A 13,994-nucleotide genomic window follows, 5' to 3' on the forward strand; every position below is an offset into this window, starting at 1 on the left:
AAAGGTACGGATTTATTTTTCTTCTTAAAATAGGTCCATATGCGTTTCAAAAAGAACTATCACAAAAAAACGGGGATGATCCTACAATCGTCCCCGTTTAATGATATTGAATCCAAAATTTATTTAGTTTGGGATAATACCGTACTTATCAAATAAGTAGACAAGGCTTGCCATCGCAGCAGCACCTAGCTCCAGTTCTCTTTTATTCACATGCTCAAAAGTATCATTTTGTGCATGGTGATGATCAAAATATCGCTGGGAGTCAGGCACCAATCCGGCCATAACAATTTGCTGATCCTTTAGGGGACCAATATCCGCTCCACTATATCCTTTTTCGAAAACATGAACCAAATAAGGATCAAATAAGGACTTCCATTTCATCACCCTTTCTAGATTGGCATCGGAACTATCAAAGGAAAATCCTCGAGGGGTAAAACCTCCAGAATCGCTTTCCAGGGCAAATATGTGCTTCTCCTTTTTACTTTTGGCTACTTCCGCATACTTATTACCTCCCCTTAGTCCGTTTTCCTCATTCATAAACAAAACGGCCCTTATCGTACGTTGGGGCTTATAGCCATTTACTTTCATTAACCTAAGTACTTCCATACTTTGCACTACCCCGGCCCCATCGTCATGGGATCCATCCCCAAGGTCCCAAGAATCCAGATGTCCCCCAACTACCATAATCTCATTGGGATAGGTGCTGCCTGTTATTTCTCCGATTACATTAAAGGACTCTACATCATTATATTGCTTACAGCTTTGTCTAAAAAAGAATTTGACCTTTGGATTCAATTGTATGGTGGTACTCAACAAATCTGCACCCTTGGTGCTAATAGCGGCAGCCGGAATTCTTTTATCTACTGGCAAGTCACCATAACTCATAGATCCCGTATGCGGATAATCGTCCAGACGTAAATTCATTGATCTCACAATAACCCCAACGGCCCCTAATTTTCCTGCTTCCTCAGCTCCGGAATATCGCTGGTCCACACAACCGGAATAAGCCTCAAATGTCCTGATCAAGGTAGGGTCCATGGGGCGATTAAAGAACACTATTTTACCGGCAACCCTTGACCTTCCCAATTCCTTGAGTTCCTCTATACCTTTAACCTCTATAATATCTGCCTTAATGCCCACTCCAGGTGTCGCCACAGATCCTCCAAGGGCACATATGGGAACATTATTGGTCATTCCAGGTTGATTTTCTATGTAGGCGAACTCTGGGGTGCCCCTTACCCATTTGGGAACCATAACCGGCTGAAGCCACACTTTATCCAACCCAAGAGAGTCCATCTGCTTTTTGGTGTACTCAACCGCCTGTTGCGCTTGTATGGAGCCAGAGAGCCTGCCACCGATCTGATTGGACAAATAATTGAGCCAGTCATAAGCCTTGCCTTCTGTTAATGTTGAACTGTAAATTGCTCTTATCTGTTTTTCATCGCTGGTTTGGGAAAACCCCATAGTCATCGACAAAATCAACATTAGCGCTAGTATTCTCATGCTTTTTCTTTTTCTAATTGCGATTTATACGCTTCTAAATTAGCCTTTATTTCATCATCGAGTTCCGGTTCCACAATATCTTTGTATTTTTTTAACTCTTCCAATAAGATAGAGGCAACAATGACTCGGGCCCCCTCTTTATTATCTGCAGGAATTATATACCAAGGTGCATTGGGTTTAGAGGTCTTATTGATGGCCTCTTGAAAACATTCTTGATATTTGTCCCATAATTTTCGCTCTTTTAGATCCCCGGGAGAAAACTTCCAGTTCTTCTGCCTTAGTTCTAATCTTCTTAAAAGACGTTGCCGTTGCTCTTCTTTGGAAAGGTGTAGGAAGAACTTAAATATGATGGTTCCATTTTCGGCAATATGCCTTTCAAAATTGTTTATTTGCTCAAAGCGCTTTTCCCAAAACTGTTGATCTATATCGGACACATCGTGAATTCCGGGAATGTGCTCCCCCATTATATATTCGGGATGTACTCTTGTCACCAATACATTTTCGTAATGGGTACGGTTGAAAACCCCAAATTTACCTTTTGCCGGTAGTGCGATGTAGTGCCTCCAAAGATAATCATGCTTTAGCTCCAATTCGGTAGGGACCTTAAAACTATGGACCACTACTCCCCTGGCGTTAAAATCCTTGAACACCTCACGGATCAGACTATCCTTCCCGGCAGTATCCGTTCCTTGTAGGCAGACTAGCACACTATATTTTCCATGGGCATAAAGGATATCTTGGAATTTGCCTAAATCCTCTCTAATCCCCTCTAACTCCTTCTTTAATTTTCTATCGGATGCTTTCAGATTTCCAGAAGTATCCATATCAGATAAGGTAATAGGAGAAGTTACCTTATAATGTTCAGTTTTAACTTTCTTCATGCCATGAATATAAATATATTTTACGCCTTCCTTAGCCTCAAATTGAACAATTTTTAGCCTTTTTTCGACTAATAAATCTACATTTTACTCCGAACATATAGTAAAACGGCACTTTATCGATTAAATAATAGGGAATCCATAGACCTAACTACCTTTAATCCTGTAATGTTCCCAAATCATTACTTTTAAAAACCTACATTATGAAAACACAATACTTATTGCTTTGTGCATTGGCTTTGTGCATTTTATCTTCCTTTAACATCAACAAGGCCTGTGATTATGCCAGTTCCAACATTGGCTATATAAAGAGCCAGACCGAAATGGCCATAAAAGCCGAGAATATCAACAAATCCAGATACTATGCCTACAAGGCATTGAGTGCAATAGATAAATCCAAAAAACAATTTGAAAATTGTGATTGTGAATATGCAACAAAAAGTATGGATGAGACCACGGCAAATTTAAAAAATGCCACACGGGCCTCTACTATGGCCAGCACGAGAATTCTGTTGGGAAAGGCTATTCAGAATGCAATAGGAAGCTTGGATGCCCTAAGTGAACACGAACTTCATAAGAGTAAATATGCAAGCGATGTCTTGGCCATGAATACCAAGGAAACTGAGCAGGAAAAGATTACCATGCGTTTACCTGAGCAATCAATACTGCATGATAAGATAGACAAATCCCTACTGAGCTATGAAAAGTCACTCACCAAGGTTGTTAATTCTCTGGAATGTGATGAAGCCTATGACTATGCTATAAATGTTTTTGAAAATTGTGAAAAGCAATTATTGAGAACTGATATGACAGAGGCTAAAATGTACTATAATCTAAAAACAAAATCCATAACGGAGAAAGCCTTAAAGAAATTAGAGGCCTGCAGAAATAATTCAAAGTAATCCATTAAAACATAAAGAGGTCCTTTTCCAAAAGGACCTCTTTATGTTATTTGCTTCCAAATAGTTTGACATCTTCTTCAGTTACTTCTTTTCCTCCAAGGATGATCAGGCGCTCAACTACGTTTCTCAATTCCCTAATATTACCTGTCCAGTCATAGTTCTGTAACATTTCAATGGCCTTGTCTGAAAATGCTTTTGTTGCCGTTCCGTGCTCCTCGGATATTTTTTCAGTGAAATAGGAGATCAAAAGAGGAATATCTTCCCTACGATCGTTTAAGTCTGGCACTTGTATCAATATTACCGCAAGTCTATGGTAAAGGTCCTCCCTAAAGTTACCATCTTTTATTTCCTTTTTTAGGTCCTTATTGGTGGCTGCGATCACACGCACATCTACCTTAATGTCCTTATCAGATCCCACCCTTGAAATCTTGTTTTCTTGAAGAGCACGCAGAACCTTGGCCTGTGCCGATAGGCTCATATCCCCAATTTCATCTAAAAAAATGGTGCCATTATTGGCAGCCTCAAATTTCCCGGCCCTATCTTTCACCGCAGATGTAAAAGCACCTTTAACATGTCCAAAAAGCTCACTTTCTATCAGTTCCGAAGGGATGGCTGCACAATTCACTTCTATAAAAGGTGCACCGTTACGCTGACTTTTTTCATGGATCCAATGAGCCACCAATTCTTTCCCGGTTCCATTTGAACCGGTAATGAGTACCCTGGCATCTGTAGGCGCAACCTTTTCGATCATATCCTTGATCGTTTCCAAGGCTTGGCTTTTGCCGATCATTTGGAAGTTCTTGCTTACCTTTTTCTTTAAAATTTTATTCTCTACGACCAATTCCTTCTTATCCAACGCGTTTCTCACGGTGGTCAGTAACCTGTTCAAATCCGGTGGTTTCGAAATATAATCAAAGGCTCCCATTCTCATGGTATTAACGGCTGTATCCAAATCGCCATGTCCCGAGATCATAATAAAGGGAATTTCTGGTCGTATCTTTCTAGCAGCTTCCAATACCTCAACCCCATCCATTTTGGGCATTTTTATATCACACAAGACCAAATCATAATCTTCCTTTTTTATACTTTCCAATCCTTTCAGACCATCTTCTGCCTCCTCGACAATATAGGAATCGTTTTCCTCACTCAAAATTTTCACAAGGACCCTTCTAATGGCCGATTCATCTTCAATTACCAATATTTTTGACATCTATTCTAACTTATTAACTACTAACGGTTATTGTACTCTTTTGGTATTTTTCAATTTTTAAGATTCATGATACAGCTTTTAGTATACCAATACTGACTTGACATACACAGTTTAAAGATTATACTTATTGCCGATAGCCCTTGACAACAATGTATCACCAGACGACTACAGTATAAACCATGTATCATGCCAATCTGAATTTAATTCAGATTCAGCCTACCGTATCACAAATACCAACCAATGCGGTACCTACTGAAATATATGAACATCCCTTTGTGGGAAAGGTATGCTGATATTATGTTCCCTGAATTTATCGTTGATCTTAAATCTTATTTCACTTTTTAATCTGGGGTCACTAAAACTGTCGTTGATAAAGAAATTGATGGAAAACAACAGGGCTGAATCTCCAAAATCTTCAAATAGGACAAATGATTTTGGGCTCTTTAATACCCCTTTTTGTGAAGCTGCTACTTCCTCTAGTAGTTTTGAGACCAATCTCACATCGCTTCCATAGGCAACTCCTACTTTTACGCTTTCCCTTGTGGTTCTGTGATTTTGGGTATAATTATAAATACTGTCAGTTAAAAAAATATGGTTGGGAATAACAATAACCTTATCGTCCCGGGTTATGGCCCTAGTTGTTCTCAGCCTAATTTCAAAAACCTTTCCAATCTTATCTTCAACCTCAATAATATCTCCTACGTGCAAGGATTGGTCAAGGATTATTAAAACACCTGATATGATATCCTGAAACAAATATTGGAGGGCAAAACCTAGACCTATAAATAGGGCAGCCGAGGCGGTCAACATTACTGTCAGGTTAACACCGGAGGCATGCAATACCGTTAAAACAACGAATATGTACAGGATGTACTTAAAAAATCCAAAGATACTAACGAATTTATTTTTATCCTCTTCCGGCAATTTGGAGGTTACTACCTTATAAACCACTTTCAATAGCAAGGTTACAATTACGATAACGATGATTACCGTTAAAATAGTCCCCACATTAATGTCTATGGTATCACTCGGTAAAACCTTAAGTGATAAAAAATCCTTGAATTCCGACCAAACCTCTTTGAACTTAATCATTTTAATATTTTAACCATTTAAAAAGTTCCCTATAACTAGGCTTTTTCCCATACATTAATATCCCAACACGGTAGATCTTTGCAGCCAACCAAACAATGCCTATAAAGGTAACGATCAAAAGGGCTATGGATGTGATCAATTGCCAAATAGGAACGCCCCCCTCTCCCAACCCTCCAGGTAACCTCATGAGCATAACAATAGGGGAGGTAAGCGGAAATAATGAAAACGCAACAGCAATGGGGCCATGCGGATTATTGAATACAGAAAAGAAGCCCACATAAATTCCCAACATAAGTGGCAATATTATCGGAAAGATAAATTGCTGGGTATCGGTCTCATTGTCTACAGCAGCACCAATTGCCGCATAAATGGAACTATAGATTAAATAACCAAGAATAAAATAGACCAGAAAAAAGGTTATGAGCATAGCCCAGGGGATCTGAAATAATTCATTGGCATACAATTGCAGCGTTTCATTGGCACTACTTGGAGAGATACTACCAACCCCCCCAGGGCCCATACCACTGCCATTGCTTAGGGCGGCAGGTTCGATACCAAAAATTAGTATTACTACAGAGAGCAGAAGAACAGCTGATACGATCCAAATGGCAAATTGCGTGATACCGGCAAGGGAAGTGCCAATGATTTTTCCAAGCATCAATTGAAAAGGTTTTACCGAAGAAATAATGACTTCGATAATCCTACTGGTTTTTTCCTCTATGACACTTCGCATGACAAAACCGCCGTAGATGATGATAAACATCATGATAAGATACCCAAATCCACCTCCTATAATGGCCTTAATCTCATTTATGCCCTTTAAATTTTGTTCCCCGTTAAAAGAGGTGGCATTAATTTCATACCGCTTGTCCATAGCTTCAAAATCTGCTACAGAAACCCCTAAATCCTGTATTCTTCCAAGTCTCAAACGATCTTGAAAAGTATCTTCCAATATCTCAAGTACAGATGTACTTGGGGCATCCTTGCTATAAAATACCGCCTCTTGTGCTGCCATTTCCAGATCATTGTTCTTGGGAATATGCAAGAGTCCGTAAAATCCTAAACTGGCCGTAGAATCCTTGGCGGCCTGTAGGTTTACATCTTTAAAATTTACGTAAGAGAGATGATCCGTGGATAGAAAATCATTTGAAAAATAATCACTCTCGTTGAGGATCGTTATAACACGCTCCTCACTATCGTTCACCTTGGTCAAATATGCAATCAGCACCACCATACCCACCATAAGAATGGGACTTAAAAAGGTCATGATCACAAAGGATTTATTCCTAACCTTTGCCAAGTACTCCCGCTTAATAATGAGTAACAGCTTATTCATGGGTATTTTTACTTTGGATGGTTTGAATAAAAATTTCGTTTGCCGAAGGAATGGTCTCTACAAAATGATTGATATTGGCTTTGGAAGACAGATGCGCCAAAAGATCGCCCGTATGGTTATTTGGCAATTGGATAGTGAAATCCAATTGATTTTCTTCCCTTAGGAAAATAGGTGCAGATATGGCAAATTTCTGCTGTAGTTCGTTCAGTAGACTATCCCCGTCCAGCACTTCCAGCCCAACCTTAAAAACATTGTTCTTGTAGGCCTTTTTAATTTCGGATAATTTCCCATCCAGAATTTTTTCCGACTTGTGGATGAGTGCGATATATTCACAGAGCTCTTCTACAGATTCCATACGATGTGTAGAGAAAATTATGGAAGTCCCGTTTTCCTTCAATTGAAGGATCTCATCCTTTATAAGATTGGCATTTATAGGATCAAAACCACTAAAGGGTTCATCAAAGATCAATAATTTGGGTTGGTGAAGTACCGTTACGATGAACTGAATCTTTTGTGCCATGCCCTTAGAGAGTTCCTGGACCTTTTTTCCCCACCAATCTCCTATTTCCAATCTTTCGAACCAATATTTCAATCGTTCCTTTGCCTCCGTTTTTGAAAGTCCTTTCAATTGCGCCAAATACAATGCCTGTTCCCCAACCTTCATGCTTTTATAGAGCCCTCTTTCTTCCGGCAAATAACCGATCAGGGAAATATGGTGGGGTTGCAGCGGTTTCCCGTCAAAATATACCTTCCCTCTATCAGGATAGGTAATTTGGTTAATGATTCTTATCAAAGTTGTTTTTCCAGCACCATTTGGTCCAAGGAGGCCGTAAATACTATTCTTTGGAATTTCTAGGGAAACATTTGTAAGTGCCGGGTGATCTCCAAATTGTTTGGAGACACTGTCAGCTACTAATATAGAGTTCATGTACGCAATTTTTCCAAAGATAATTAAATGCTTTAAAAGGAGATTTGACTTTAAGATGTTTTATTAAAAACAAAACCCACCCTTATCAGAGACAAGGATGGGAAAAAAATTGCTATGAAAAAGAAAATTAACATTGGTTTCCCAATATTAAGTCAAATATACGTTTTTTATTTAAAATCAAAACTAAAATTCCCTAAGAGAACATATCCTTCACTTTTTCAAAAAATGACTTATCGGATTTTTCTGGATTGGGAACAAAATTCTCATGGTTTTGCATGCGTTCAAAAAACTCCCTTTGTTCCTTATTTGCTTCTTTGGGCGTCCAAACATTGACATGGACCAATAAATCTCCGGCGCCATATCCGTTAAGACTAGTGATTCCTTTACCTCTTAGCCTTAAGATTTTGCCAGATTGAATACCGGGTTCCAATTTGATCCTCACCTTTCCAGTAACCGAATCTATTTCTTTTGATGTTCCCAGAACAGCCTCAGAAAAGCTTACATAAAGGTCGTAGTGAAGGTTATCCCCTTCTCTTTTCAAGGTATCGTGCTCTTCCGTTTCAATGGCCACCAATAAATCCCCTGGCACTCCATTTCCTGGTGCATCGTTACCCTTGCCTGAAACTTTTAACTGCATGCCTTCCTCGACACCTCCAGGTATCTTAATGGACACGGTTTCTTCTTTTTGGATCAACCCGTGTGCATCAGCTTCCTTGGGTTTTTTATCTATACTCTGTCCACTACCACCACAAACGCTACACGTAGCTGCAGTTTGCATCCTACCTAAAATGGTATTGGTGATTTTTGTTACCTGACCCCTACCCCCACATGTGGAGCATGTAGTATAGGTAACGCCCTCTGCTTGGACCTTTCTTCTTACTTTGACCGTTTTCTCAACGCCATTGGCCACTTCTTCCAAGGTTAGCTTAACCCTAATCCTCAGATTGCTCCCTTTGACCCTGCGTTGTTGACCACCGCCACCAAAACCGCTGAAGCCACCAAAGCCACCGCCGCCGCCAAATGCACTCCCAAAGATATCTCCGAACTGACTGAATATGTCATCCATATTCATACCGCCACCGCCGCCGAAACCACCGTTTTCAAATGCAGCGTGTCCGTATTGGTCGTATCTAGCTTTTTTATTTGGATCACTGAGGACCTCATAGGCCTCAGCTGCTTTTTTGAACATTTCTTCGGCCTTGGTATCACCAGGATTTTTATCAGGGTGATATTCAATAGCTTTCTTGCGATACCCTTTTTTTATTTCGGCAGCACTCGCGTTTTTACCAATTCCTAAAATGTCATAATAATCTTCCTTCATACTTTTTATTTAGTTCCCAACAACAACTTTTGGATGACGAATAATTTTATCCCCTAGGGTAAAACCTTTTTCAATAACATCAATTATTTTACCTTTCAATTTTTTGTCAGGTGCTGGTATCTGTGTTATGGCATCGTGCAGTTCGGCATCGAAATTGTCACCTTGCTTGGTTTCGATTACTTGCAGTCCCTTCCCCTTTAAGACTTCATTGAATTTATTATTGATAAGCTCAACTCCTTTGTACATCTCCTTATCATCAGATTTTGCCAATTCCTTCATCGCACGATCAAAATCATCAATAACGGGCAATAAAGAAACGATAACTTCCTGACCTGCAGTTTTGAACAGTTCCATTCGTTCTTTGGAAGTACGTCTTTTGTAATTTTCAAATTCCGCAAACAGACGTAAAAACTTATCTTTTTCTTTGGCCAAATCCTCCTGCAATTGTTCTTCTGCCGTCAATTCTTCTTGGGCTTCCAAATTTTCTTCACCTGCCTTCCCATCATTATCCTGCATTCCATCATTATTTGGTGCATCGGAAACCATTTCATCCATTTCTTCTGCTTTATTTTTCTTGCTCATTTGTATGTCTTTAAAATCGTGGTAATTTCAGATGGCAAAAGTACTGCCAATTCTTTAAAAATGTCAAAATGTCATTAAATTTTATAAAAAAACATCCACTTTAGGCGGATGTTGTTTATGTTTTTACATTGATCTAATTTCTTTGTCCGTTCAACTCATAAATTCGGTTTGGGAAACAGGACTCTCTTGCTTAACCTTGGTTGCCTCAGAATAAATACCTTTTAATGCCTTACATATATTGGGATAATGAAAATTAAAACCTTCTTCCTCCATTTTCTTACTGCTCACACGTTGGCTGGCAAATAGGATGTAAGACATTTCCCCCAGAATCAACTTCATTGGAAATTCTGGAATGTTAGGCAAGATCAAAGGCTTTTTCAATTGCTTGGCAATTTCCTTGATTAATTTATTATTGCAAACAGGATTTGGGGCAACCCCATTAAAAACACCCTGCAATTTGTTATTGGCCACAAAAAGGAACATTCTGGATAAATCATTGATATGTATCCATGACTGCCATTGGTCGCCTGTCCCAAATGCAGCACCAACATAATTATTGATGGGCTTGGCCATTTCCGGTAGAGCACCGCCTTTGGCTGAAAGCACCAAACCTATTCTAATTTTGGCTACACTAAAATTGAACTTATTAAACGTATCGGCCTCCTTTTCCCAAGCCTGGACAACGCTACCCAAAAAACTATCGTCCACAGCCTCTTCTTCCTCAGAATAGTAACTGGACAGAGAATCTGGATAGATCCCTATGGCAGAAGCAGATACAAAAGACTCAATTTTGCTCGAATCAACACTGTCCACACCAGTTCTCAAGGTTTTTAGACTATTTATTCTGCTGTTCAGAATTGCCTGTTTATTGCTTTCCGTCCATCTTTTGGAAATTGAGACTCCGGCCAGATTAATAATAGAGGTAACTCCTTCAAAACATTCAAGGTCAATTTCCCCTTTGGCAGGGTTCCAATAGAATCCTTTGTAATTGGGATTGGAAACAATTTTACTTTTACTCGTGGAAAGGTAATTAACGTCAATATTTTTCTTGTGGCACAACTCAACAATCGCTGATCCTACTAAACCAGTCGCACCTGTTATTAATATTTTCATGTTAATTTTTAAGTCAAAGATATAGGTTTTTAGCAGGGAGGTCAAACCCTTTAATTAAGGTTTAACACTATTGGCCAACAATAACTTAAGGAAATTATAATTTTATGTTATTATTTAACTTTTAACATCCCCAAAATCAATTTTCACGGCTCGTAGCATCTCCCTCTTCCCTGGGGGACCTGGCAAACGTTCCACTTTAAAACCAACAGACTGCATTGCCCTGCGCACACTTCCTTTCGCGGCATAGGTCACCAGCACTCCATTTTCACTCAGCGCATTGAACATCTTTTGAAAGAGTGTCTCTGTCCAAAGCTCGGGCTGTACCCTTGCGCCAAAAGCATCAAAGTAAATAAGGTTATAATCCTCCTTATCAGCAATATCCATAAAATCTTTTTGTTGCTTGTGGATGGTAAAATTATTGGTCAACTTTATGGTTTCCTCCCAGGCAGCATCGTGCATTTTTTCGAAACCATTGGCCAACTCTTGGGCGTTGAGTTCATTTATATAATCTAGCTGTCTTATCTCTTCCTTGGTCACAGGAAAAGCTTCTACCCCGGTATACCTTACTTCCAAATTGTAACGGCTGGATTCTTTCCAAGTGATTAAAGCATTGAGACCTGTACCAAACCCTATTTCAAGTATTGAAATCTTCCTATTTTCAAAAAGTGATAGTCCATGCTTAATGAATACATGGTATGCTTCTTGGACAGCACCGTGCTTGGAATGGTATTGTTCATCCCAGTCCTCTATCTGTATGGTCTTTGAACCATCTGAAGTGGTAATAATTTTTCTTTTCATCCTACTGTTTAATCAGAACACCATCTGCCTCGAAACTATATGTTTTTTTTGTTTCAGAGATCAATGCCAACTCATCTTCCGATCTGCCCGCATCTTTCGCAAAATGCTTTTGATCCTCAACGGATTGTTGTTCTACAAAGGCCTTCCCATTGACTATTACTTCTTTGCCTACAATATCCTTGGGCATAAAAAACCCATAATCCTTAAACCGTACCATAGCTTCTTGGCCATCTTCCAATTTCAACTTCATCCAACATCCTTTGGCCTGACAAACTTCGGTAACGGTAGCCGTAAATTTTGAGGTAAGGGTATCCGATACCTCTAAATGTTTGTAGCGATTCCACATTTCCGATTCGGAAATAGCCCCAATGGACTGAATTTCATTGCCATAGGTGCTGTAATTTACGGTTTCTACTGATTTTTCAGATGCTAACGGGGTAGATTTCTTATCCTTACAAGAGACAATCACTAGCATAAAAACAAGCAATATGTTAAAACTTTTCATATCTGATAATTTTTTGTTCCAGAATACAAATCTGGTCTTTTTTAAACGAAAAAAGAAGGGCAACTAGTGATAATTCATTAATTTTATTGCCATAAATTTAAATTGAATGGATACGAGTGTAAAGAATGTTATCGTTGAAAAAGCGAAAACATCAAAAATTGACCAAGTAGATTTCAATAATCTATCATTTGGAAGTATAGTTACAGATCATATGATGGTATGCGACTATAAGAATGGGGCTTGGGAAACCCCAAAAGTAGTTCCTTACCAGCCCATTACATTGGATCCTTCCTCTAAAATATTTCACTACGGACAATCTGTATTTGAGGGAATGAAGGCGTACAAGGATACAGACAACAACGTTTGGCTGTTCCGCCCTTTGGAAAACCAGAAACGCCTCAATATTTCATCTAAAAGATTGGCCATCCCGGAAATCCCTGAAGCGTATTTCATGGAGGGTTTAAAGGCATTGTTAAAGGTAGACCAGCAGTGGATTCCACAGACGGAAGGCAGCTCTCTGTACATAAGGCCATTTGTGTTCGCTACAGGGAAAGGGTTTCATGCTTCTCCTGCCAATGAATATAAATTTATTATTGCTTGTGCACCTTCAGGACCATATTTTTCTGGAAAGGTAAAGGTATTGATAGAAGAGAAATACTCCAGATCTGCTAACGGCGGGGTAGGTTTTGCTAAAGCTGGAGGTAACTATGCTGGACAATTCTACCCAACACAGTTAGCTGTTGCAAAAGGATACAACCAAGTAATCTGGACGGATGACAATAGCCACGAATATATTGAGGAGGCAGGTGCTATGAACATCTTTATCAGGATCAATGACACCCTTATCACAAGCCCTACCAGCGATAGAATATTGGATGGTATAACCAGAAAGAGCTTGATTGAACTCGCCAAAGACGAGGGAATCAATGTCGAGGTTCGGAAAATCACTGTAAAAGAAGTTGTTGAGGAATCTAAAAACGGTACGTTGATGGAAATGTTTGGCGCTGGAACAGCTGCTGTAATTTCACCGATCTCAGCTTTTGGATTTCAAGAAAATGATTATGAGCTTCCTGAGTTGGATAATAGTTATGCTGCATTATTGAAGAAACGCATCACTGATATACAGTACAACAGAGCCGAAGACAAATTTGGTTGGAGGTATAAATTATAAGAATGCTGGTTACATAAAAAAAAGCACCTGAGAAGGTGCTTTTTTTATTTCTTATCCAAAATCTCTTTGATGTTCGGTTTAAAATAATTGGGGCCTTTCAATACCTTCCCGTCTTCCCTATAAATAGGCTTTCCATTTTCATCCAATTTACTCATATTGCTGCGCTGTATCTCTTCGAATACTTCCTCTATTTTATACTGCATGCCATGTTCCAATATAGTACCGCACAAGATATACAACATATCTCCCAGAGCATCCGCCACTTCTACCAAATCATTATTGTTGGCTGCCTCTAAATATTCCTTATTCTCCTCATCCATCAAATTATATCGAAGTAAATTTTTGCTTGCTCCCAAATCTGCCATGGTGGTATTGGACACCCCCAGACCAAATGAACTGTGGAATAGCTCTACTGCACGAAGTTTACGTTTCATTTTTGTTGTATTTTAAGTTAGCTTTGCGTAAAAATAAAAAATATGTTCAGTAACGGACAATTAATTTTTGCCGCCTCTTTTGTGATTGTTTTTATTGGGGTTATGATATTTTCATATAAAAAAGACAAGCAACTACACCTTAAAAACTACAAGGGGGTCAAGTGGATCGGCATAACCTTCATCACCTTCATAATAATTCTTTTTATTATTAAGTATTTGCT

General features: G+C 39.1%; 14 protein-coding genes. 2 read left to right on the top strand and 12 right to left on the bottom strand.

Annotated features, from left to right (window positions below; genetic code table 11):
- Positions 1–123: 123 nt before the first annotated feature.
- Positions 124–1,503: a M20/M25/M40 family metallo-hydrolase gene (locus SB49_RS07305; RefSeq protein ID WP_062055261.1), complete on the bottom strand. Its 1,380-nt coding sequence runs from the start codon at positions 1,501–1,503 to the stop codon at positions 124–126.
- The gene (locus SB49_RS07310; RefSeq protein WP_062055263.1) at positions 1,500–2,384 is read right to left on the bottom strand and encodes a PPK2 family polyphosphate kinase; all 885 of its coding nucleotides are present in this window, start codon (positions 2,382–2,384) and stop codon (positions 1,500–1,502) included. The genes SB49_RS07305 and SB49_RS07310 overlap by 4 nt, the downstream gene beginning before the upstream one ends.
- Before the next feature lie 200 nt (positions 2,385–2,584).
- On the opposite strand from SB49_RS07310, the gene SB49_RS07315 reads away from it, so the two are divergent.
- Complete coding sequence (locus SB49_RS07315; protein WP_062055265.1) at positions 2,585–3,283, top strand: hypothetical protein; 699 nt, start codon at positions 2,585–2,587, stop codon at positions 3,281–3,283.
- A gap of 46 nt (positions 3,284–3,329) precedes the next feature.
- Here the strand turns inward: SB49_RS07315 and SB49_RS07320 are convergent, their stop codons facing one another.
- From SB49_RS07320 to SB49_RS07360, 9 genes are all read right to left on the bottom strand, one after another.
- On the bottom strand, positions 3,330–4,493 hold the full coding sequence (locus tag SB49_RS07320) for a sigma-54-dependent transcriptional regulator (RefSeq protein ID WP_062055267.1): 1,164 nt from the start codon (positions 4,491–4,493) through the stop codon (positions 3,330–3,332).
- Positions 4,494–4,742: 249 nt separating this feature from the next.
- Positions 4,743–5,585: a mechanosensitive ion channel family protein gene (locus SB49_RS07325; RefSeq protein ID WP_062055269.1), complete on the bottom strand. Its 843-nt coding sequence runs from the start codon at positions 5,583–5,585 to the stop codon at positions 4,743–4,745.
- A gap of 1 nt (position 5,586) precedes the next feature.
- On the bottom strand, positions 5,587–6,921 hold the full coding sequence (locus tag SB49_RS07330) for an ABC transporter permease (RefSeq protein WP_062055271.1): 1,335 nt from the start codon (positions 6,919–6,921) through the stop codon (positions 5,587–5,589).
- On the bottom strand, positions 6,914–7,849 hold the full coding sequence (locus tag SB49_RS07335) for an ABC transporter ATP-binding protein (protein WP_062055273.1): 936 nt from the start codon (positions 7,847–7,849) through the stop codon (positions 6,914–6,916). Before SB49_RS07335 ends, SB49_RS07330 begins: the two co-directional genes overlap by 8 nt.
- A 193-nt stretch (positions 7,850–8,042) precedes the next feature.
- Entirely contained in the window at positions 8,043–9,170 is a 1,128-nt protein-coding gene (gene dnaJ, locus SB49_RS07340) for a molecular chaperone DnaJ (RefSeq protein ID WP_062055275.1), read from the bottom strand.
- 9 nt (positions 9,171–9,179) lie between these two features.
- On the bottom strand, positions 9,180–9,752 hold the full coding sequence (locus SB49_RS07345) for a nucleotide exchange factor GrpE (protein WP_062055277.1): 573 nt from the start codon (positions 9,750–9,752) through the stop codon (positions 9,180–9,182).
- 150 nt (positions 9,753–9,902) lie between these two features.
- Positions 9,903–10,865, bottom strand: coding sequence for a TIGR01777 family oxidoreductase (locus SB49_RS07350; protein ID WP_062055279.1), 963 nt, complete (start codon positions 10,863–10,865; stop codon positions 9,903–9,905).
- Positions 10,866–10,979: 114 nt separating this feature from the next.
- Positions 10,980–11,663 (bottom strand): tRNA (5-methylaminomethyl-2-thiouridine)(34)-methyltransferase MnmD, encoded by a 684-nt coding sequence (gene mnmD, locus SB49_RS07355; protein WP_062055281.1) that lies wholly within the window; start codon positions 11,661–11,663, stop codon positions 10,980–10,982.
- A 1-nt stretch (position 11,664) separates the two neighbouring features.
- Entirely contained in the window at positions 11,665–12,168 is a 504-nt protein-coding gene (locus SB49_RS07360) for a DUF4920 domain-containing protein (RefSeq protein WP_062055283.1), read from the bottom strand.
- A gap of 106 nt (positions 12,169–12,274) precedes the next feature.
- Between SB49_RS07360 and SB49_RS07365 the strand changes: the two genes are divergently transcribed.
- Positions 12,275–13,339, top strand: a complete 1,065-nt coding sequence (locus SB49_RS07365; protein WP_062055285.1) for a branched-chain amino acid aminotransferase — start codon at positions 12,275–12,277, stop codon at positions 13,337–13,339.
- A 44-nt stretch (positions 13,340–13,383) separates the two neighbouring features.
- Here the strand turns inward: SB49_RS07365 and SB49_RS07370 are convergent, their stop codons facing one another.
- Positions 13,384–13,773 (bottom strand): nucleoside triphosphate pyrophosphohydrolase family protein, encoded by a 390-nt coding sequence (locus tag SB49_RS07370; protein WP_062055287.1) that lies wholly within the window; start codon positions 13,771–13,773, stop codon positions 13,384–13,386.
- Between the last annotated feature and the right edge of the window lie 221 nt (positions 13,774–13,994).

The sequence above is a fragment of the Sediminicola sp. YIK13 genome, assembly GCF_001430825.1.
Classification (GTDB): Bacteria; Bacteroidota; Bacteroidia; order Flavobacteriales; family Flavobacteriaceae; genus Sediminicola.